The following is a 20061-nucleotide window of genomic DNA, read 5'->3' as shown; positions in this document are numbered from 1 at the left end:
AATGTCAGCGCTATTCGCTAAAAAGTTCTAGGTTTTCCGTGTCGTTTTCAAGAATTTGACGGGCGAGGACGCGGGAAATCGCCTTCTGCTCGGCGTCGGCGGCCTCATCCAGCTTCTTCACGATGTCGAGGGCCTGCGGGACTGAACGCTCCATCCGGCGCAGCAAGTAGGGATAGACGTCCTCGGCCGGGCGGATGTTGCGTTCCAGGAAGAATTTCCGCAGCACGCCTTCCAGCACAGTGTCGTCCGGTTCTTCAATCTCGGCCACGGGCATGGCGTTGAGACGCGAGCGCAGGTCGGGCAGGCGGGTGGTCCACTCCATGGGCGGTTTGCGCGAGGTCAGCAGCAGGGAGCCGTCGTGCTGGGCGGCCATATTGATCAGATGGAACAGGGCCTCGTCGCTGACCCAGGTGTCGGCGTTCTCCAGCAGCACGGGGCGGCCATGGAGAGAGGCGAGGTCGGCGGGCTCCTTGCGGGTGGGGGCGACGGCGTCGACACGCGCGGCCCACTCGCGGGCCAAGTGGCTCTTGCCCACGCCGGCGGGGCCGATCAGGGCGAGACAGCCGCCGTGCCATTGAGGCCAGGCGTCGAGCGCGCGCAAAGCTTCACTATTCGTCGGAGACGTCACGAAGTCTTCCCGCGCGAAGGAGGGAGGCCTCTTAAGCTTCAGTCTCAGTTGCCGAGCCAAACGCGCTGACGTCCAAGTCGTTAATCACGTTGCGAATTTAACGGGACTTCTGTGGCAGGTCGATGTCTTCCTTGCGACGGGGTGTGGAGGACTTCGGCAAGTTGTGGATGACCGGGCGGGATTTGAGACCGGTTCGCAGGGCGCGCTTTGTCTTCAATCACCAGATTGCCATGAGGGCGCTCAGGTCATCGGGCTTGCGGATTGAGCTCCCGCCATTTCTCGGGCGGGTCAAAACTGCCCACCCATAGGCCGGCCTTGTCCTTCTGCGCGTCGGATTCGGGTTCCGAATACTGGCCTTCGAAGTCCATGGCCCATCCGTTGCGCACCTGCGCCAGGTTCAGAGACTTGAGGTCGGATTCGCAGGGTTGGCTCGGGTCGCTGCAAGGCGCCTCGGCGACGAAGCAGAGGCCGAGCCAGCGGCCGTCGCGTGGCGGAGGGCCTTCCGGACGGCACGCGACCTTGCGGCCGGCGATCGCCTTTTCCAGATGTTCGCGGGACGCCTCGCCGCAGGTCCACGGCTTCTTGTTCTTGTCGAGGCAGGTCTGGGCGAGCTCCGGGGCGTCGATGGTCCAGAGATCGGCTTCAACGCCCTGGATCAGCAAGGTGTCGCCATCGACCGCGCGGGCCGGACCGAAGAGTTCGGTGCGTCTGTCGACGGGATCGGCAGGCTCGGCGACCTCATCCCCGGCCGGAACTTCCTGCGGCGCGCCGGCGCCGTACTTTTTCTCGGCGGCGGCGATTCTCTGGGCGTCGGCGACCTTGATCGGGTGGACCCGTGGCTTGGCGGTGTCATAGGCCTTCCATCCGGCGGCGATCAGTCCGGCGAGCACCAGGAACGCGATGAGAGGTTTCGAGACGCGCATCACTGGACCTTCTTCAGATAGGGCGCCGGCTTGCGATCAACGCCCTCGTCGGGCACGAAGCCGGTCCAGCGCGTCAGCACGCGGCCCTTGGATCGGGAGAGGGTGAAGAGCGGCGCGCCCGGCTTGTAGACCTGTACGCCGAAGCGATTGCCGGTCGCCGGCGGCGGATAGCGCAGAAACCGCACCTCAAGTCCCGAGGGCGAATCGTGGGTGCTGCACTGGAAGGTCTCCAGGGTCTGGAATCCCTCGCCATGAAACTCGCAGAGCCCCTGTTTGAGGGTCAGGCGCCAGGTCACCAGGATCGGCGAGCCTCCGGCCGTGCGGCCGCCATCGTGGGTGTAGGTGTAGACGCCATCCCAAGCGTTGGACGAAGGGGCAGGGGACGCCAGGGCCAGCGCGCCAGCCAGGACGAGAGGAAGCATGGCGTTTCCTGGATCAAGGAGGGAGCAAAGCGGAGGTTAGGCGCCGACTTGGCCGCGTGGAAGCAAAACCGTTGTGAAGCTTGGTGTTGGGGTGTGGTCGGATCGTGACGGGGTGACTTCGTAGTTCAAAGGACGATCAGTCTTTTCTTCCGTCTTCCTCGCCCTTGTGGCGAGGATCCGGACGCGGCTGAGGGTGCGGAGTTCACGCGGTTTAGGCGGAGTTTCTGGGCCCTCGGCACAAGGCCTAGGGTGACGGCGTTTGGGTTGAATTAGACACGGCTCCGCATCCCACGGGCACGAACCCGAAAAGTTGGAAGGGCGGCGGAGCGTCCGGGGCTTCGCCCGGGGATTGAGTTTGGAGAACCGTTTCGACGAAGTCGCACGCTCCGCGTAGCCGTTATCCCAGAGGGGGGAGCGCGCGGACGTCTTAGGCCCTTCACTCCCGGAGGCCCCTGGACGGGCGGAGGCGCGACGACGCCGTCCGATGGATGAGCTTACGTCCCTCATCCTCACCCCGACGGCCCTTGACCGCCGGCGCTTGTCCCGCTCGACCACATCCCGCCACGCTTCGGATCGCCGGCCTAGCGCCCTCCCATGCGACGGGATGGGATGAGAGTACGGGAGGTTTTGGGGCTGGGGACAAGCAGCCGAAAATCCCCGCAAACCTTGACATCATCGGCCCGCCATGCGCCCTTCCGCCGCTCGAAATTTCACCTTTTTGTTGAAGATTCCAACCGCCTCCCATGCACGCCTATCGCTCTCATACCTGCGGCCAGCTCCGCGCTTCCGACACCGGCGCCCAGGTGCGCCTGTCCGGCTGGATCCACCGCAAGCGCGACCACGGCGGTCTGGTCTTCATCGACCTGCGCGACCACTACGGCCTGACGCAGCTGGTGCTGCACCCGGAGACCCCGGGCTTCGACGTGGTGGAGCGCCTGCGCACCGAAAGCGTGCTGAAGATCGACGGCGAGGTGATCGCCCGCTCGGCCGAGACCGTGAACGCCGGCTTGCCCACGGGCGAGGTCGAGGTCCGCGTGAAGGCGGTCGAGGTGCTGTCGGAAGCCGCCGAGCTGCCGCTGCCGGTGTTTGGCGAGCCGGACTATCCGGAAGAAATCCGCCTGAAGCACCGCTATCTCGACCTGCGCCGCGAGACGCTGCACAAGAACATCGTCCTGCGTTCGCGCGTGATCCAGTCGATCCGCAACCGCATGTTCGCGCAGGGCTTCAACGAGTTTCAGACGCCGATCCTGACGGCCTCGTCGCCGGAAGGCGCGCGCGACTTCCTGGTGCCGTCGCGTCTGCATCCCGAGAAGTTCTATGCGCTGCCGCAGGCGCCCCAGCAGTTCAAGCAGCTGCTGATGGTCTCTGGCTTCGACCGCTATTTCCAGATCGCTCCGTGCTTCCGCGACGAAGACCTGCGCGCCGACCGTTCGCTGGAGTTCTACCAGCTCGACGTGGAGATGAGCTTCGTCACCCAGGAAGACGTGTTCGCGGCCATCGAGCCGGTGATGCACGGCGTCTTTGAAGAGTTCTCGAACGGCAAGCCGGTCTCGCCGATCTCGGGCACGCACACCTTCACCAATGACTTCGGCCAATCGTTCGAGCACCAGGGCTTCGAGCGCCTGACCTATGCCCAGTCGATGGCTTGGTACGGCAGCGACAAGCCGGACCTGCGCAATCCGATCAAGATGCAGGACGTCTCCGCGCACTTCCGTGACGGCGGCTTTGGCCTGTTCGCCAAGATCCTGGGCGCGGACGAAAAGAACCAGGTGTGGGCTATTCCCGCGCCGACCGGCGGCAGCCGCGCGTTCTGCGACCGCATGAACAGCTGGGCGCAGGGCGAAGGCCAGCCGGGCCTGGGCTATGTGTTCTGGTCGGAAGACCAGGGCGGCTGGGGCGGTCCGATCGCCAAGAACCTGGGCGAGCCGACGCAGGCCCTGATGGAATCGCTGGGCCTGGGCTCGGGCGACGCGGCCTTCTTCGTGGCCGGCGACCCGACCGTATTCGCGAAGTTCGCGGGCCTGGCCCGCACGCGGGTCGGCACCGAGCTGAAGCTGGTCGACGAGAACCAGTTCAAGTTCTGCTGGATCGTCGATTTCCCGATGTTCGAGTGGAACGAGGAAGAGAAGCGCGTCGACTTCTCGCACAACCCGTTCTCGATGCCGCAGGGCGGTCTGGAGGCCCTGGAGACCCAGGACCCGCTGACGATCCGCGCCTACCAGTACGACATCGTCTGCAACGGCTATGAGCTGTGCTCCGGCGCGATCCGGAACCACAAGCCCGAGATCATGCTCAAGGCCTTCGCCACGGCCGGCTACGGCGCCGAGGTGGTCGAGGAGCAGTTCGGCGGCATGCTGAACGCCTTCCGTTTCGGCGCCCCGCCGCACGGCGGTCTGGCCCCGGGCATCGACCGGATCGTCATGCTGCTGGCCGAGCAGGTGGCCATCCGCGAGGTCATCGCCTTCCCGCTGAACCAGCAGGGCCAGGACCTGCTGATGAACGCCCCGGCCGAGGTGCAGGATCGTCAGCTAAAGGAGCTGCACATCCGCACCGCCCCGCCGATCAAGGCCTGATCGGCGGCGACAGCCTGAAACAAGAAACCCTCCGGCTTGCGGGCCGGAGGGTTTTTCTTTGGTCTGGGCGAGGCCGCGTCAGCTGCGGGGCGGCTTGGGCGGAGCCGGCGGGCGCGGGACAGCTCGGGCCGCGGCGGCCGCATTGGCGCGGGCCTCGGCGGCGGCCATGGCCTCGGCCTTGGCTTCAGCCTTGATGCGGCCGGCTTCGGCGGCGTTGATCATGACGCGGCGGTGGCCGTTCTTGCAGCCGCGCGCGGAAAGGCCCGAGGGCAGGCGGGTGGAGTTGTTGACGCAGGCCTCGTCGATCTGGTCCTGGGTCAGGCCCTTGGCCCGCGACAGGTCCGCGCCATGCAGTGAGACGCCGCTGAGGTCGGTGTTGCGGAAGTCCGCACCGCGGAAATCGCCGCCGTTGAGGACCGCGCCGGTGAGATCGGCGTTGCGGAAATCGGCGTTGGAGAAGTTGCCGCCGCTGAGGTTCGAGCCGTTCATCTCCGCATTGCGGAAGTCGACCCGGCTGGCCGAAGCGTTGACCAGGACCACGCCGTGCAGTTCGCCGTGGCGCAGGTCGGAATCCGCCAGGTCGGCGCTGGAGAAATTGACGCCGCGCAGTTCGGCGCTGCGCAGGTCCACACGGCGCAGGCTGGCGTTGACGAAGTTGGAGCCGGTGGCCTCCAGGCCCTCCATCTGGGCGCCCGACAGCTCGGCCGACTGGAAGTTCGCACCCATCATGTAGGCGCCGCGCAGGTCGGCCCGGGACAGGTCGGCGCTGGCGAAGTTGGAGCCGACGATCTTGGCGCCGCGCATGTCGGCGCCGACCAGCTTGGCGCTCTGGAAGTTCGCGCCGTTGATGCGGGCGTTGAGCAGCTTCTTGCCCGACAGATCGCACCCGCTGCACGACCCGCTGAGCGAGATCATGCGCGCCACGTCCTTTTCGCCGTTCGGGGCGAGCGCGTGGGCGCTCCCGAACGAGGCGGCGAGGATCAGGGCGGAGAGGGCGAAGGCGGTACGCGACATTACATACGCTCCAGCGACGGTTACGGTCCCCATTTGGTCCCGGCCCTGCTGCGGCGCCACTTAATTCGAGTTAATGGCCCCGCCGTCGGCCCGTCCGGACTGTGCGCCGCAGGTGTCGCAGATGCTGACGCCGCCGCGCTGGACCACGGCCTGGTCGCCGCAAGAGGCGCACATGCCGGCGATAACCCCAGTCGCAGCAGGGGTTTCAGCCTTGCGGCCGCCGAAGGGCAGCAGCACCAGATTGTCGGGCGCCGCGCCGCGGGAGAAGCCCTTGGAGATAAATTTGGAGGCGGGCTGCGGCGTTTCGTCCTCCACCCCTTCCGGGGCGTTCTTGCCGGCCCCGAGGCCGTCGGCGTTGAACTCGGACGGGTCGGCGTTGGCCAGGTCGTCACGGTCCAGATAGGACACGCCCAGCTCGCGGAAGATGTAGTCGAGGATCGAGGTGGCCGAGCGGATGGAGTCGTTGCCGGTCACCGGGCCGGCGGGTTCGAACCGGGTGTAGACGAAGGCCTCGACGAACTCGTCCAGAGGCACGCCGTGCTGCAGTCCGATGGAGACCGCGATGGCGAAGTTGTTCATCAGCGAGCGGAAGGCGGCGCCTTCCTTGTGCATGTCGATGAATATCTCGCCCAGCTCGCCGTCGTCGTACTCGCCGGTGTGAATGTAGACCTTGTGGCCGCCCACGGCCGCCTTCTGGATGTAGCCCTTGCGGCGGTCGGGCAGCTTGCGGCGGGAGCGGTCGCGCTCGACGATCTTCTCGACGATGCGTTCGCGGATCTCGGGTGCGCTCTCCAGCCTGCGGCGGGGGGCTTCCTCGATCTCGGGCAGGTCTAGGACGAAGCTGGCCGGGGCGGCGGCGCGGCTGAGGCGCAGGGCGCGGACCCCGGCGCGGGCGGCGGCGGCCTGAAGACGCGCGGCCTCGGTCGGAGTGTCGGCGAAGTCCAGCTCCAGCACGAAGGCGGCCGGGGTGCAGGCGAAGGCCTCCACGGCGGCGGTCATGGCCAGGCGGGCGGGCAGGGCGATTTCAGCCGGCTCGGAGAAGACCGATTGGGCCTTCTCACCCAGGAACGGCGCGTCGGACAGGCGGCGGGCGCCCAGGGCGTGAGCCTCGGCGGCGGCGATCTGCTCCGGCGTGAAGCCGGCGAAGGCCAGGGTGTCGAAGTCCGGGTCCATGACCGCGTCGCCGTCGGCGCCGAGGACGTCGCAGACGAAGCCGGCCTCGATGACCGCCGGGGCGAAGGCGGCGCGCAGGGAGCCGGCCAGGGGCAGGACGGCTTCGGCGGCGGCGATCTCGTGGGCGGTGAAGCCCTTGGCCTCCAGCGCTGCGTGGTCGATGGCCGGGGCCTCGCGCAGGTCGCCGACGCCCAGGGCATGGGCGCGCAGGTCGTCCTTGAGGCCGAGGGCGGCCGCGCCGGCCAGGGCGGCTTCCGACAGGACGGGCACGATCTGGCCGTCGGCGGTCTCGGACACCGTCATGGCCCCGGTCCAGGGCGCGGCGCCCAGGGGCGCGGCGAGGCGCAGGGCCAGCTCGGCGTCGTCGAACAGGGCGGCGACCGAGGCGTGGGCCAGCTTTTCCGGCTGGTCGGCGGCGGCGCTGAACAGGGTGGCGGCGCGGGCGGCGATGTCGCCCTTCAGCTTGCGGGCGGCCTGGGCGCGCTTGCGCAGGGAGGCGGCGAGGGCGGCGCGGTCGTCTTCGGCCACCGGCGCGGCGCCGAGCTCGGCGGAGGCGTGGAAGGCCTCGGCGGCGAGCAAAGCGTAGAGGGCGGAGGCGGCCTTGCGGCCCTCGTCCGAGCTGTAGGCCAGGCCCAGGCCGACCACGTGGTCGCCGAGGCCGGCCAGGGTCAGGTCTATGCGTCCGGCGGGCAGGCCCGCGGCGGCGCGCTCGATCTCCAGGGCGGCGGTCGCCAGACGGACCACATGGGCGAAGGCGTCGAGGTCGAAGCCGGCTTCAGCGGCGAAGGCGCGGACGTCGATGGCGGCGCGCGGCGCGGGGGTCGCCAGGGCGGCGGCGGCCGGGGGATCGAAGGCCAGGGTCAGGCGGCCGGTCTCCCACCCCGTCTGGGCGGCGCGGCGGGCGGCGGGTTCGGCGGCCTCCACCGCCTTGCGGCTGGCGGAGACGAACAGGCGGGACGGGGTGGTCAGGCTCGGGGCGGCCTGGGCGACCGGGGTCGCGCCGCTGCGGGCCAGCAGAATGGCGTCGGCGATCTGGGCGTCATCGGCGCCGGCCTCACGCGCGGCGCGGGCGGCGCGGGCCAGAGCAGTGTTGCGGCGCGGATCGGCGCAGGCGGCGGCGTCGCCCTCGCAGCGTGTCACGGCGTCCGACACAGCGGCCAGACGGCCGGCCAGGTGAAGGGCGGCGCGCTCGGCGCAGGCGGCGGCGCGGACATCGGCCACGTGGCGGGCGGCGGCGACGTTGAACTCCAGGTCGTCGAGGACGACGGTCTCGCCGCGGACCGTCGGCGTCAGCGCGGCGGGGGCGATGAGGCCGTGGGCGAGGGCGGCGAACAGCTCCTCACGGAAGGTCTGCGCGTCGGCGGCCTTGGCGAACAGGCCCTGGGCCAGGCCGTGGGCGGCGAGGCGGCGGGCGTAGCGGTCGGGCCCGCCGGCCAGCAAGGCGCCGGCGGGAGATTCGGCGATCAGGGCCTTGGGCGTGTCAGCCTTGGGCAGGTCGTGGGGAAGCTGGGCGGCCCAGTCGATCCAGGCCTGCACGCGGGCGTCGGACCAGCTCTTGGGAGCCAGGATTCCAGCCAGGGCGTCCGCGGTCTCGACGGTGCGGAGTTCGACCTCCGCCGCACGCCCGTTGGCCGAAAGACGCTTTACGAACCGCATGAAGCGACTCTCCCATTCACCATGCCGGCGAAAGGCTAGTGTCCGGGTGCGTCAGGATCAATAGATGTTGGGGTTTGCGACGGCTTATCCCCAAGATGTTGCATTGGCCGACGTGCTGGACGCTGCGACAAGCCCCGCCTATATTCCGCGCGCATCCGTCGTCCGGCGGATGCTTTGCGCCCCTGTTTTCGGAAGCGACCGTCCGCGTGCTGAACCTGCTGAAATCGATCTTCACCTGGTGGAACCAAGGCACCGTGGGCCTGCGCTTCACCGTCAGCCGCCTGGGCCGCCATGTCGGCACGGACGAGTACGGCAACCGCTATTTCGAAGCCCGCGACGACCGGGAAAGCTATGACAAGGGCCGCAAGCGCCGCTGGGTGATCTTCCGCGGCTATGCCGACGCCTCGAAGGTCCCGGCCGAATGGCACGGCTGGCTGCACTACACCCTGGACGAGGTTCCGACCTCGCAGCCGCTGCCGCGCAAGGCGTGGGAGAAGGATCACCTGCCGAACCTGACCGGCACCGTCCACGCCTGGCGTCCGCAGGGCTCCATCGCGCGCGGCGGCGAGCGTCAGGCCGCCACCGGCGACTATCAGGCCTGGTCGCCGGAGTAAGGCGCTTGAAGCCCGCGCGGATCATCGTCGGCGGCGCGGTGTTGCTGTCGGCCGCCGCTGCAAGCTTCGCAGTCGCTCAGCAGACCCAGCCTCGCAACGATCCGCCGGCCCAGGTGGCGACGCCGCCTGCCGCCACGCCCGCGCCGCCGCCCGCATCGGAAGCGCCGCCGCCCATCGCCGTGGTGCCGTTGCCGCCCGCGCCGGCCGCCGAGCCGGCCGTGGTGACCCCCGCGCCGGCCGAGGCCGCGCCAGCTAAGCCCGCCATCGCTCCCAAGCCGGATGAACCGCTGAAGCGCGGCCGTTCGGGTGTGGCGATCATGCAGGCGTTGGACAAGATCACCGCCGAGACCATGCGCTTCGAGGCGCCGATCGGTCAGCCGATCCGCTACAAGAACCTGATCTTCACGGTGCGGGCCTGCGAGACCAGCGCGGCGGACGAGGCGTCGCCGGACGCCGCTGCATATGTACAGGTTGTGTCGCAGAGCCGAGATGACCGGGGCCGTCCGGTCGGGGCGGTGCGCGATGTCTTCAAGGGCTGGATGTACGCGTCCTCGCCGGGCGTGCATCCGCTGGAGCACCCGGTCTATGACGCCTGGCTGATCGCCTGCAAGGCCTCGGCCGCGCCGGCGCCCGCCGGGAAGCGGTAGAAGTCGGCGTCCATCGCCAGGGCGGCTTCGAGCCGCCGGCGGTATTTGTCGCGAGGAATCTCCATCGTCCCAAACCGCGCCAGGTGGTCGGTGAGGAACTGTGTGTCCAGCAGCACGAAGCCGCCGGCGATCAGGCGTGCGACGAGGTGGACCAAGGCCACCTTGCTGGCGTCCGTGGCGCGGCTGAACATGCTTTCGCCGAAGAAGGCCCCGCCCAGGGACACGCCGTAGAGGCCGCCGACCAGCTCGCCGTCCCGCCAGCATTCGACGCTGTGAGCGAGGCCGAGGAGATAGAGTTCGCGGTACATCATCTGGATCGGGTGATTGATCCAGGTCTCCGGCCGGTCGGGTCGCGCCTCGGCGCAGGCCTCGACCACGGCGTCGAAGGCGGTGTCGATGCGGATGGTGAAGGGTTCGCTCCGCAGGGTGCGGGCGAGGCGGCGCGGGACGTGGAACCGTTCGAACGGCAGCACGCCCCGGCGCTCGGGATCAATCAGGAAGACCCGGTCATCGTCGCGGGCGTCCGCCATGGGGAAGACGCCCCGACGATAACAGTCGATCAGGTCCTCGACCGTGAACGCGTCCACGTCAGCCCTGCGCTTTGATCCAGTTTTCCAGCCAGTGGATGTTGTAGTCGCCGTCAAGGATGTCCTGCTGGTTCAACAGGTCCTGGAACAGCGGGGTCGTGGTTTCGACGCCGCCCACGACCATTTCGCCCAGGCAGCGCTTCAGACGGGCGATGCACTCGGCGCGGTCGCGGCCGTGGACGATCAGCTTGCCGATCAGACTGTCGTAATACGGCGGGATCGAATAGCCGGCGTAGATGGCGCTATCCAGACGCACGCCCAGGCCGCCGGGGGCATGGAAGTCCGTCACCACGCCCGGAGACGGGGTGAAGGTCCGCGCGTTCTCGGCGTTGATGCGGCATTCGATGGCGTGGCCTTCGAACACGACGTCTTCCTGGGTGAAGGACAGGGGCAGGCCGGCCGCGATGCGGATCTGTTCGCGCACCAGGTCGATGCCGGTGATGGCTTCGGTGACCGGGTGCTCCACCTGCAGGCGGGTGTTCATCTCGATGAAGAAGAACTCGCCGTCCTCGTACAGGAACTCGATGGTGCCGACGCCGAGGTAGCCGATGGCGCGGACGGCATCGACCACCACCTTGCCGATCTTGGCGCGGGCGGCGCTGTCGATGACCGGGGACGGGGCTTCTTCCAGGACCTTCTGGTGGCGGCGCTGCAGGGAGCAGTCGCGTTCGCCCAAATGAACCACGTTGCCGTGAGCGTCGGCGATGACCTGAAGCTCGATGTGGCGCGGCTTCTGGAGGTATCGCTCCATATAGACCGTGCCGTCGCCGAAGGCCGCGGCGGCCTCGGCCTGGGCGGTGGCGACAGCTTCGCCCAGGGAATCGCGGTCCAGGGCGACCTTCATGCCGCGACCGCCGCCGCCTGAGGCGGCCTTGATCAGCACGGGGAAGCCGATGTGCTCGGCAGCCGCCAGGGCCTCTTCAACAGTGGCGACGCCGCCGTCGGAGCCCGGAACGACCGGGATGCCGGCGTCCTTCACCGTCTGCTTGGCGGTGATCTTGTCGCCCATGACCCGGATGTGCTCCGGCTTCGGGCCGATGAAGGTGAAGCCGTGAGCGCCGACGATCTCGGCGAAACGGGCGTTTTCCGACAGGAAGCCGTAGCCGGGGTGGATCGCCTGAGCGCCGGTGATCTCGGCGGCGGCGATGATCGACGGGATGTTCAGGTAGCTCTTGGCCGCCGGAGCGGGGCCGATGCAGACGCTTTCATCCGCCAGACGCACCCACATGGAGTTGCGGTCGGCCTCGGAGTGGACCGCCACGGTGGCGATGCCCATCTCCTTGCAGGCGCGGTGAACCCGCAGGGCGATCTCGCCGCGGTTCGCGATAAGGATCTTGTCGAACATGACCGCTACTCGATGACGACGAGCGGCTCGCCGAACTCGACGGGCTGGGCGTCGCCCACCAGGATCTCGACCACCACGCCACCCTTGGGGGCCGGGATCGGGTTCATGGTCTTCATGGCTTCGACGATCAGCAGGGTCTGACCGGCGGTGACCTTGTCGCCGACCTTGATGAAGTTGTCGGCGCCCGGCTGCGGGGCCAGGTAGGCGGTGCCGACCATGGGCGACTTCACGGCGTCGCCGCGGGCGGCGGCCGGAGCAGCTTCAGCGGCCGGGGCCGCGGCCGGAGCCGGGGCGGCGGCGGGCGCAGGCGCGGCCGCCGGGGCCGGCGCGGCGGCGTAGGCGACCGGAGCGGCGGCGACGGCGGTCACCTCGCGGGCGACGCGGATGCGCAGTTCGCCCTGTTCGACTTCGATCTCGGTCAGGCCGGTGTCGGACAGGATGTCGGCCAGTTTGCGCACCAGACGCGCGTCGATGGAATCCGCTGGGGCCTTGGGCGTGGACATTTGGAGATTAGACCTTGTTCTGTTGGCCGTGCGGGTCAGGCGGCGCCGACGAGGCCGGCCGCGGCCGCTATAGCCAGTTCATAACTCGCCGCGCCGAAGCCGGAAACGACTCCCGTCGCCGCGAGCGAAACGTAGGTGTGACGGCGAAAATCCTCTCGCGCCGCCGGATTGGAGAGATGGCACTCGACAATGGGTATAGCCAAAGTCTTGAGCGCGTCGAGGAGGGCCACGGAAGTGTGACCATAACCGGCCGGGTTCAGCACCAGGGCGCTGCCCTGGGTGCGGGCTTCCTGGACCCAGTCGATCAGTTCGCCTTCATGGTTGGTTTGACGGAAAACGACGCTCAGCCCCTTGGCTCCGGCGGCGGCTTCGCAGCGCGCGCGCACGTCGTCCAGGGTGTCTTTCCCATAAATCTCCGGCTCGCGCTGGCCCAGCAGGTTGAGATTGGGCCCGCTCAGCACATAGATCGGTTTGGACATTCGGCCCCGCGGTCGATTCCGCCGTCTTGTATCCCCCGAAAGACGGGGTCACAAGCTTTGCGGCTCAAACGAGGCGAACCATGCAGTTGATGATCAATGGCGAACAGCGTGCGGTGGAGGGCGTGGGTGACGTAGCGTCCCTCGTGGTTTCGCTGGGTCTGGACGTGCGCAAGGTCGCCGTGGAGCGCAATCTGGAGATCGTGCCCCGATCGACCTATGCCGATACGCCCCTGATGGACGGAGATCGGATCGAGATCGTGCATTTCATCGGGGGCGGGTGAGGTTTCTTCTCCTGCCCGCCTGCCGGGGAGGGCGCAGAACTGGCTTGACCCTCAACCGCTCATCCCGGCGAAGGCCGGGATCCAGATTCATCCAGAGCGTCAGCAGGGCTTCACCTGGACCCCGGCCTTCGCCGGGGTGAGCGGAGTTTTATAGGGTTAGCGCCGGTAGAGCGCCCCCGTACGCCTACGGGGCAGGAGAAAAGGTTCTACGCCGCCTGGTTCATGGCCCAGGTCACGCCAAACGGGTCCTTCAACTCGCCATAGGTGTCGCCCCAGAACATGACCTGGGGCTCGAGCTTCGCCTCCGCCCCGGCGTCGACGGCGCGTTTGAACCAGGTTGCGATGTCGGTGACAGGCAGCATCAGGGTGAGGCCCTGCATCGGGACATAAGGATGGCCGTGCTCGGGATAGGCGTCGGACAGCATCACCGAACTTCCATTCATGTACATATGGATATGCATGGTCTTGCCATTCTCGTCCGGCGGATACTGGGCGGCGATCACGGCGCCGAAGGCCTTTTCATAGAAGGCGGCGGCCTTGGCCGCGCCGTCCACGCAGAGGTAGGCGACGACGCCGCCCTTCACTTCGACGGGTTCGAGAGTCTGGCCTTGCGCTGAATCGGGCATCGGAGGGCTCCTTGCGGGCTGTTTCGATGTCCCAAGGACGTCTCGGCGCGCCTCGGACCGACAGGACGCATGAGATTTTTCTGGACGGCGGCCGCCAGGAGTTTAGGTCGTCGCCCCTGAACCTCCGGAGCATGACAATGATCGACGACGCCGAAGAGCCCCTGTTCGAAGAGGGCGGCTATGACGTCGAGGACTGGAGCCGGCTGAAGCCGTTCACAGGCGCTGTGGCGACCTTGGAGGACGTGCAGGCCAAGCGGGCCATTTTCGCCTTGGACGACACCGAGAACGGCCGGCCCATCGATATGGCCCTGCCGCAACCGGTGATCTGGTGGAGCGATGACGGCGAGGAGGCGGCCGTGGCCGTCCAGGCCGAGGCGCACGAGACCGAGGAGGGCGAGACCATGGAGGTTCTCGGCCTGGTCATGCCCGACGGCGGCGGCGCGGTCGCGCTGCTGGAGGATGTCGATCTGGTGGACGACAGCGATCCCGTGTGGCGCGAACTGGTCACCGCCGCCATCGGCGACGAGGACGGCGAAGAGGGCTAGTTCGCCGGAGTCAGCCTGATCACCGTCTCGGCGTCCCGCTCCACGGCCTCGCGGCTGTAGCGCAGCGGGACGTAGTCGCCGGCCGCCCATATGGGGAACAGGTCGCGGTAGTGGGGGCTGAGCGGGTCTGCGGACTGGCCGGGCGAATTGACGGCCATGGAATTGTCCCAGCCGCCCACGTCGATCACCAGGCGCACCGTGGCACCAGCGGTCAGGCGGAAATCACTGAAGCGATAGCCGGCGGCGTGCGGGGTGGAGCCTGAACCCGGCACCTGCAGCGGACCGACACTCATCTGTTCCGCCGTCTGGGCGTCCGCCAGGACGGCGACGGCGGGCTCGAAGCGGGCCACATGCAGGCGGCCCCAGCGCCAGGTGGTCATGTCCGGGCCCAGACGAGCGGTCAGTTCGTCCAGCGCGGCCGGCAGGCTGCCCAGCAGGATCGGCGCGCGCTCGGCGGCCGGCATCTCCTCCAGGGTGGAGAGGATGGCGTGCTGGGTGGGGATGCCCATGGCGGCCCTGGCCTCGGGCGCAAGGGCCTGGATCAGGGCGGGCGCCATGTGCTTGACCGCCCAGACCTCGGCGATGGCGGCGGGGACGCTGTCCACCGCCATGTCGGCGTTCCAGCCGCGCATCAGGTCGATGGCCTGCTGCACACGCGCGTCGGGCGAGGAGAGGCCGGCGAGCAGGCCGATCAGACGGCGGCAATTGACGCTGATGCTGTCGCCCTGCAGCGCCATGGAGTCGGCCAGGGTGCTCTTCGACTTGGCGGACAGCACCTCGGTGATCCGGTCGATGCGCGAGCGGTCGCCGTATTCGAAGGCGAGGCGGCGTTCCTCGTTCGGATAGTCGGCCGGGATGTTCATCTCGTTGGCGGTGGCGAAGAAGCCGGCCTTGGGATCCTTGATCGAGGGCAGGGCGCCAGCCGGCTGGAAGCCCGCCCACTCGTAGCGGCCGTCGCCGGGCACGGGCAGCAGGCCGTCCCAGTTGGAGCGGACCGGTGTCAGGCCCGAAGCGGCCCAGCCGGTCGTGCCGCCGGTGTCGGCGTAGATCAGGTTGAGTGAGGGCGCGCCCCAGCGGTGGCTGGCCTTCTCGAAATCGTCCCAGCCCTTGGCGCCCCAAAGCCAGGAGGAGGCGAAGTAGCCGGACATGCCGGGCTCATTCCAGACGGTGCGCAGGGCGAAGGCGCGCTTCTTGGCCGCGTCGGCGTGGAGCAGGGGGCCGTGGCGGGTGAAGCGCAGCTCGACCTCGCGCGGGCCTTGGCCCTTCACCTCAATGGTCTCGCGGACCACCTTCATGGGCTCCCAGCCGTGCTTGTAGCGATAGCGGTCGCCGTCGGTCTGGTAGGCGTAAAGGTCTTCCTGGTCGATGGCGAAGATGGTCAGGCCGAAGGCCGCCTTGCCATTGTGGCCGAAGGAGATGCCCGGGGCGGACGGCTCGCCAGAGCCGATCAGCGACAGGCCCGGCGACTCCACATGGGCGATGTAGCGCAGGGACGGGGCGCCCACGGCGCGGTGCGGGTCGTTGGCCAGGATCGGGCGGCCGCTTTGCGTCCGCGCGCCCGAGATCACCCAGTTGTTGGAGCCTTCGGCGGTGATGCGGTCGGCGGTCTCGGCGAAGTCCAGCGGCGCGGCGGCGACCTTGGTCTTCATGGGGTCGAAGCTGACCGTGGCCGTGCCCAGCAGATAGTCTTTGAGCACGTCGGCGGGGACGTCGCAGGGATCGAGGCCCTCGGGACGGATCAGTTCGTGCGCGGGCTCCAACCGACGGCGCATGCGCTCGGCCTTGTCGCCGCCGGCGCAGAGGGTGCGGGCGCGGGCCAGTTCCTGCACGGCGTTGGAGACCAGGGCGTGGCTGCGGATGCGCAGGACGTCTTCCGGCGACCAGGTCTCCGGCTGGCTGGCGGTGAGGCTGAACTCGATCGGCAGGGGTTTCGTGCCCGCCTTCACCTCGGCCACATAGGCGTTGATCCCGGCGGCGAAGGCTTCGACAGCCGTCCTGGCGTCCGGTCCGTAGGCGGCCCATTCGGCGGCCATGTCGCCGCGATAGAGGAACAGGCGCGCGGCGCGGTCCTGCTCCACATAGGCGGGGCCGAAGCTGGCCGACAGGCGGCCGAGACCCCGCTTGCGCCACAGATCGATCTGCCAGAGCCGGTCGCGGGCGGCGTTCCAGCCTTGCATGAAGAAGGCGTCGCGGGTGTTGGCGGCGTAGATGTGGGGGATGCCCCAGCGGTCGACGATCAACTCAGCGGGCTGTGAAAGGCCGGCGAGGGACTGGCTTTCCTGCCGCACGGCGCTGGAGACCTCGGCCGAGGCTTGGCTCGCAGCGGCGGCGAGAACGGCGGCCAGGGCCGTCGAGGTGATGAAGCGCATGTTTCCCCCCAGTGTCTTTTCTATCAAGACGCAACCGAGCCCATATCCCGCCCGAGGTCGAGTCGATGCGGACGTATTGCTGGATTCCTTTGATCTGAGCGGTTGTTCTGCCCGGCAGGGGGAGTAGAACCCGGGTCATGAACGCTCATACCCCCGCCGCCCAAGCCGACACCTGGACCGTCGCCGGTCGCACCTTCAACTCGCGCCTGATCGTCGGGACGGGGAAGTACAAGGACTACCCCACCAACGCCGCCGCCGCGCGCGCGGCCGGGGCGGAGATCGTCACCGTGGCGGTGCGCCGGGTGAACCTGACCGATCCAAACCAGCCGATGCTGGTCGACTATGTGAAGCCGGACGAGTTCACCTATCTGCCGAACACGGCGGGGTGCTTCACGGGCGAGGATGCGGTGCGGACCCTGCGTCTGGCGCGCGAGGCCGGGGGCTGGGACCTGGTGAAGCTGGAGGTGCTGTCGAACACGCCGCACCTGCTGCCCGACATGGAGGAGACCCTGCGCGCGCTGAAGCTGCTGATCAGCGACGGCTTCCAGGTGATGGTCTACTGCTCGGACGACCCGGTCTACGCCAAGAAGCTGGAGGACGCGGGTGCGGCGGCGATCATGCCGGCGGCGGCGCCGATCGGCTCGGGCCGGGGCATCCAGAACGTCCTGAACCTGGGCCTGATCATCGAGCAGAGCGCGGTGCCGGTCCTGGTGGATGCTGGCGTCGGCACGGCGTCAGACGCGGTGGTGGCCATGGAGCTGGGTTGCGACGCGGTGCTGATGAACACCGCCATCGCAGAGGCCAAGGACCCGATCCGCATGGCCAACGCCATGAAGCACGCGGTGATCGCCGGCCGTGACGCCTATCTGGCGGGCCGGATGGGCAAGCGCATGTACGCCGACCCATCCTCGCCGCTCTCTGGGTTGATCTAGGCCAGCCTGATCTAGTTTGCGGGAGCCGCCTGGCGCGGCTTCATGTGCCACAGGGCGTTGACGATGACCCAGCGGTCGCCGAAGCGGCCGAGGTGGAAGTAGTCGATGAACCAGGGCGTCTCGACGCGGGCCATGGCGATGTTGGCGTCGACCTCGACCACGCGCACCTGACGATCCCACTGGTCCTTCGGCGTCTTCAGCGCACCGTCGGCGGTGAGGGAGACCAGCTCGTCCTTGGTCATCCGGCGCAGGGGCAGGGTCTCGTCGCGATCGGCGGTCTTGACCATGCGCTTGGCGAGATCGGGATGCAGGGCGCGGGCGACCCGGGCCGGATCACCCTCCAACTGGCCATCCACATAGTCGTAGGCCACGGCCTCGATCGCCTTGACGGTTTCCGGGGCGACCTGCTGCGGCGGGGTGGCGAGAGCGATCGTCGGCGCGGCCAGGGCGGCGGACAGGATGGTCTTGAACATGCGGAATCCGGTGTTGAACGTTGGTCGGCGAATACACCGCCGACCTTGATCCCGCAGCTTAAAGTTCCGACAGGTCAGCCGGCGGTCTTCTTGGCTTCGGCGATGGCCTTCTTGAGGCCCTCGATGTCCGCGCCGCGCACGACCGTGTCGCCGATGAAGAAAGCGGGGGTGCCGTCCACGCCCAGGGCGACGGCCAAGTCGTGGACGTCCTTGAGCTGCTGGGTGACGGCGGCGTTCTGGCCGTCGAGCTTGGCCTTCTCCACATCGACGCCGGCTTCCTTCAGCAGGCGGTCGACGCCAGCAGCGTCCAAGGACTTCTCGGCCATGAAGCGGCCGTGGGCGTCCAGATACCTGCCCTGGGCCTTGGCGCCCAGCGCCGCGCGGGCGGCGGTCTCGGACGCGGCGCCGAAGATCACGAACTCCTTGAAGACGAAGCGGACGTCCGGGTTCTCCTTGATCAGCTGGACGACGGCGGGGGTGGCGAGCTTGCAGAAGCTGCAGCGGTAATCGAAGAACTCGACCACCGTGATCTTGCCGTTGGGATTGGCCACGAAGTCGCGCGGGTCACGCTCCAGCGCCTGGCGATGCTGGGCGAGGGCGCCTTTCACCTGCTCATTGGCGGCGGCCTGCTGCTTCTGCTCCAGCTTCTGGCTCATCTCGATGAGAATCTCGGGATGCTCCAGCAGGTAGGCCCGGACCTTCTCGCCAAACGCCTTGTCGGCCTGGGGCTCGCCGCAGGCGGAGACGCCGAGGGCGAGGGCGGAGGTGAGGACGGCGGCGAACACGGTGCGGCGCAAGGCAGATTCTCCTGATGTCCCGCCCGGTCTAAACGCCGGGGACGGTCAAGCCTAGCCCTCGCGGGCGATGCGCTTGAGGTCCTCGTCGGAGGGGCGGGAGGCCAGGACGATGTCGGTGGCGCGTCGCCAATCGATGGTGTCCTTGCTCAGGTTTTCCCGGGCGCGCATGGCGAAGACCCGCGCCTCCTGCAGGGCGCCGAGCGAGAAGTAGTACTCGGCGGTGGCCAGGCGGGCTTTGCCCGGCTCCTTCTGCGTGTCGTAGGCCTGACCCAGCAGGCGCCAGGCGGTGGAGTTCTCCGGGTCCTCGACCAGGGAGCGCTTAAGCTCGGCGATGCCTTCCTCGATCTTCTTGGGATCGGGCATGTTGATCAGGGTCTGGCCGAGATTGGTGCGCAGCAGGGGCGCATCCGGCTTCAGCTCCACCGACTTGCGTTGCGGGCCTTCAGCCTCGGCCGTGCGGGCGAACTCGAACAGGATCTGGCCCTTGAGCTCCCACAGGTACGGGTTGTTCGGCTGTTCGGTCAGCAGGGCGTCGACCAGGCGGATGGCCCGATCAGGCTCCTTCATCTGGTAGTAGGCGATCGCGCGGGCGTACCGGGCCGGATAGGAGGCGTCCGTCTCCTTGTAGCGGATCAGGGAGAGCTGCGGATTGATGAACCCGTCCAGCTTGGCCTTCATGATCTCGTGCTTGGCCACATCGTCGGGGCTGTCGACCGCGTCGTAGTGGGAAAGCTTTTCGACCCGGCCGCGCAGGGCCTCGATGCGGTCCGAGGACAGGGGGTGGCTTCGGAAATAGGCGAAGCGCCGGCTTTCGTCGAAGACCTCCTGGTAACGGAAGTTGTCGAAAAACTCGACGAGGCCGCGGCCCGACTGGCCGGTCTTCTCCAGAAGGGTGGCGCCGGCCTGGTCGGCGCGGCTTTCCTGTTCGCGGCTGTAGCCGAGAGCGCCCAGGGTGCCGAAATAGCTGGCGTTGCCGGCCAGGATGGCGCCTGCGTCAGGCGCGCCGGCGAGGGCGGCCAGGACGCCCAGGCCCATGGTCAGCAGCATGGGCTTGAGGCCCGCGCGCTGCATCTCGCCCCGGCGGAAGGAGTGGCCGCCCTGAAGGTGGCCGATTTCGTGGGCGATGACCCCGCGAAGCTGGTTGGGGTTCTCAGATTGCAGGATCAGACCGGTATAGACGCCCATGACGCCCGGCCCGGCGAAGGCCTGCAGATCCTTGCCGCCCACCAGCAGAATCTCGACGCTGTTGGGGTCCATCCCGGCCGCCGCGAAGAGCGGCTTGGAATCCCCCAGCAGGATCTCCTCGATCTCGGTGTCGCGGATCAGGGACACGCCCTGCTGAGCGCTGGCGGCGGCCGGAAGGATTGATCCGGCCGCGACCACGGCGGCGAGCGCGATGCTGAGAAGGCGACGGGCGGGCCGCGCAAGCGACGTCATCCAAGAAACTCCAGACCGCGCCCCCGCGCGCCCGCCA

20 protein-coding genes are annotated in these 20061 nt (G+C 68.2%); 6 read left to right on the top strand and 14 right to left on the bottom strand.

The features are described 5' to 3' along the window. Positions 1-10: 10 nt before the first annotated feature. The 3 genes from P7B02_RS12360 to P7B02_RS12350 all read right to left on the bottom strand — a co-directional run bounded on the left by P7B02_RS12360 (position 11) and on the right by P7B02_RS12350 (position 1973). A complete protein-coding gene (locus P7B02_RS12360; protein ID WP_277786642.1) occupies positions 11-628 on the bottom strand; it encodes a DnaA ATPase domain-containing protein in 618 nt (205 codons plus the stop codon). A gap of 245 nt (positions 629-873) precedes the next feature. Then, positions 874-1551, bottom strand: coding sequence for a thermonuclease family protein (locus P7B02_RS12355; RefSeq protein ID WP_277786641.1), 678 nt, complete (start codon positions 1549-1551; stop codon positions 874-876). Then, the gene (locus P7B02_RS12350; protein WP_277786640.1) at positions 1551-1973 is read right to left on the bottom strand and encodes a DUF5991 domain-containing protein; all 423 of its coding nucleotides are present in this window, start codon (positions 1971-1973) and stop codon (positions 1551-1553) included. Before P7B02_RS12350 ends, P7B02_RS12355 begins: the two co-directional genes overlap by 1 nt. A 743-nt stretch (positions 1974-2716) precedes the next feature. Here P7B02_RS12350 and aspS point away from each other — a divergent pair. Beyond that, positions 2717-4546: an aspartate--tRNA ligase gene (gene aspS / locus P7B02_RS12345; RefSeq protein ID WP_277786639.1), complete on the top strand. Its 1830-nt coding sequence runs from the start codon at positions 2717-2719 to the stop codon at positions 4544-4546. 78 nt (positions 4547-4624) lie between these two features. Here aspS and P7B02_RS12340 read toward each other — a convergent pair whose 3' ends face one another. Further along, on the bottom strand, positions 4625-5560 hold the full coding sequence (locus P7B02_RS12340; RefSeq protein ID WP_277786638.1) for a pentapeptide repeat-containing protein: 936 nt from the start codon (positions 5558-5560) through the stop codon (positions 4625-4627). Between the two features lie 60 nt (positions 5561-5620). After that, the gene (locus P7B02_RS12335; RefSeq protein WP_277786637.1) at positions 5621-8389 is read right to left on the bottom strand and encodes a ribonucleotide reductase; all 2769 of its coding nucleotides are present in this window, start codon (positions 8387-8389) and stop codon (positions 5621-5623) included. Between the two features lie 215 nt (positions 8390-8604). On the opposite strand from P7B02_RS12335, the gene P7B02_RS12330 reads away from it, so the two are divergent. Together P7B02_RS12330 and P7B02_RS12325 are read left to right on the top strand one after the other, a co-directional pair. Further along, entirely contained in the window at positions 8605-9003 is a 399-nt protein-coding gene (locus tag P7B02_RS12330) for an NADH:ubiquinone oxidoreductase subunit NDUFA12 (RefSeq protein WP_277786706.1), read from the top strand. A 5-nt stretch (positions 9004-9008) separates the two neighbouring features. Further along, positions 9009-9650: a DUF2155 domain-containing protein gene (locus tag P7B02_RS12325; RefSeq protein WP_277786636.1), complete on the top strand. Its 642-nt coding sequence runs from the start codon at positions 9009-9011 to the stop codon at positions 9648-9650. On the opposite strand, the gene aat is transcribed toward P7B02_RS12325, so the two are convergent. Genes aat through P7B02_RS12305 form a run of 4 tightly spaced genes read right to left on the bottom strand, consistent with a single transcriptional unit; the run spans position 9587 to position 12564 of the window. Then, entirely contained in the window at positions 9587-10237 is a 651-nt protein-coding gene (gene aat, locus P7B02_RS12320; protein ID WP_277786635.1) for a leucyl/phenylalanyl-tRNA--protein transferase, read from the bottom strand. The two genes, P7B02_RS12325 and aat, sit on opposite strands and share 64 nt — an antisense overlap. 1 nt (position 10238) lies before the next feature. Continuing rightward, entirely contained in the window at positions 10239-11582 is a 1344-nt protein-coding gene (gene accC, locus P7B02_RS12315; protein ID WP_277786634.1) for an acetyl-CoA carboxylase biotin carboxylase subunit, read from the bottom strand. A gap of 5 nt (positions 11583-11587) precedes the next feature. Further along, complete coding sequence (gene accB, locus P7B02_RS12310) at positions 11588-12085, bottom strand: acetyl-CoA carboxylase biotin carboxyl carrier protein (RefSeq protein ID WP_277786633.1); 498 nt, start codon at positions 12083-12085, stop codon at positions 11588-11590. A 35-nt stretch (positions 12086-12120) separates the two neighbouring features. Further along, a complete protein-coding gene (locus tag P7B02_RS12305) occupies positions 12121-12564 on the bottom strand; it encodes a type II 3-dehydroquinate dehydratase (protein WP_277786632.1) in 444 nt (147 codons plus the stop codon). A gap of 80 nt (positions 12565-12644) precedes the next feature. On the opposite strand from P7B02_RS12305, the gene thiS reads away from it, so the two are divergent. Beyond that, positions 12645-12845, top strand: coding sequence for a sulfur carrier protein ThiS (thiS, locus tag P7B02_RS12300; protein WP_277786631.1), 201 nt, complete (start codon positions 12645-12647; stop codon positions 12843-12845). A 206-nt stretch (positions 12846-13051) separates the two neighbouring features. Here the strand turns inward: thiS and P7B02_RS12295 are convergent, their stop codons facing one another. Beyond that, positions 13052-13471, bottom strand: coding sequence for a VOC family protein (locus P7B02_RS12295; RefSeq protein WP_277786630.1), 420 nt, complete (start codon positions 13469-13471; stop codon positions 13052-13054). A gap of 137 nt (positions 13472-13608) precedes the next feature. Between P7B02_RS12295 and P7B02_RS12290 the strand changes: the two genes are divergently transcribed. Beyond that, entirely contained in the window at positions 13609-14016 is a 408-nt protein-coding gene (locus tag P7B02_RS12290; RefSeq protein WP_277786629.1) for a hypothetical protein, read from the top strand. Here the strand turns inward: P7B02_RS12290 and P7B02_RS12285 are convergent. Then, on the bottom strand, positions 14013-16385 hold the full coding sequence (locus P7B02_RS12285) for a penicillin acylase family protein (RefSeq protein WP_277786628.1): 2373 nt from the start codon (positions 16383-16385) through the stop codon (positions 14013-14015). The two genes, P7B02_RS12290 and P7B02_RS12285, sit on opposite strands and share 4 nt — an antisense overlap. A 137-nt stretch (positions 16386-16522) precedes the next feature. Here P7B02_RS12285 and P7B02_RS12280 point away from each other — a divergent pair, with 137 nt between their 5' ends. Beyond that, on the top strand, positions 16523-17317 hold the full coding sequence (locus tag P7B02_RS12280) for a thiazole synthase (RefSeq protein ID WP_277786627.1): 795 nt from the start codon (positions 16523-16525) through the stop codon (positions 17315-17317). A gap of 11 nt (positions 17318-17328) precedes the next feature. Here P7B02_RS12280 and P7B02_RS12275 read toward each other — a convergent pair whose 3' ends face one another. From P7B02_RS12275 to P7B02_RS12265, 3 genes are all read right to left on the bottom strand, one after another. Further along, the gene (locus P7B02_RS12275) at positions 17329-17790 is read right to left on the bottom strand and encodes a nuclear transport factor 2 family protein (RefSeq protein WP_277786626.1); all 462 of its coding nucleotides are present in this window, start codon (positions 17788-17790) and stop codon (positions 17329-17331) included. Between the two features lie 74 nt (positions 17791-17864). Then, entirely contained in the window at positions 17865-18587 is a 723-nt protein-coding gene (locus tag P7B02_RS12270) for a DsbA family protein (protein WP_277786625.1), read from the bottom strand. A 51-nt stretch (positions 18588-18638) separates the two neighbouring features. Continuing rightward, complete coding sequence (locus P7B02_RS12265; protein ID WP_277786624.1) at positions 18639-20024, bottom strand: M48 family metalloprotease; 1386 nt, start codon at positions 20022-20024, stop codon at positions 18639-18641. Positions 20025-20061: the final 37 nt, after the last annotated feature.

The sequence above is a fragment of the Caulobacter segnis genome (assembly GCF_029543125.1).
In the GTDB taxonomy this organism is placed as follows: Bacteria; Pseudomonadota; Alphaproteobacteria; order Caulobacterales; family Caulobacteraceae; genus Caulobacter; species Caulobacter segnis_D.
This window is presented reverse-complemented; position numbering and strand designations above follow the sequence as displayed.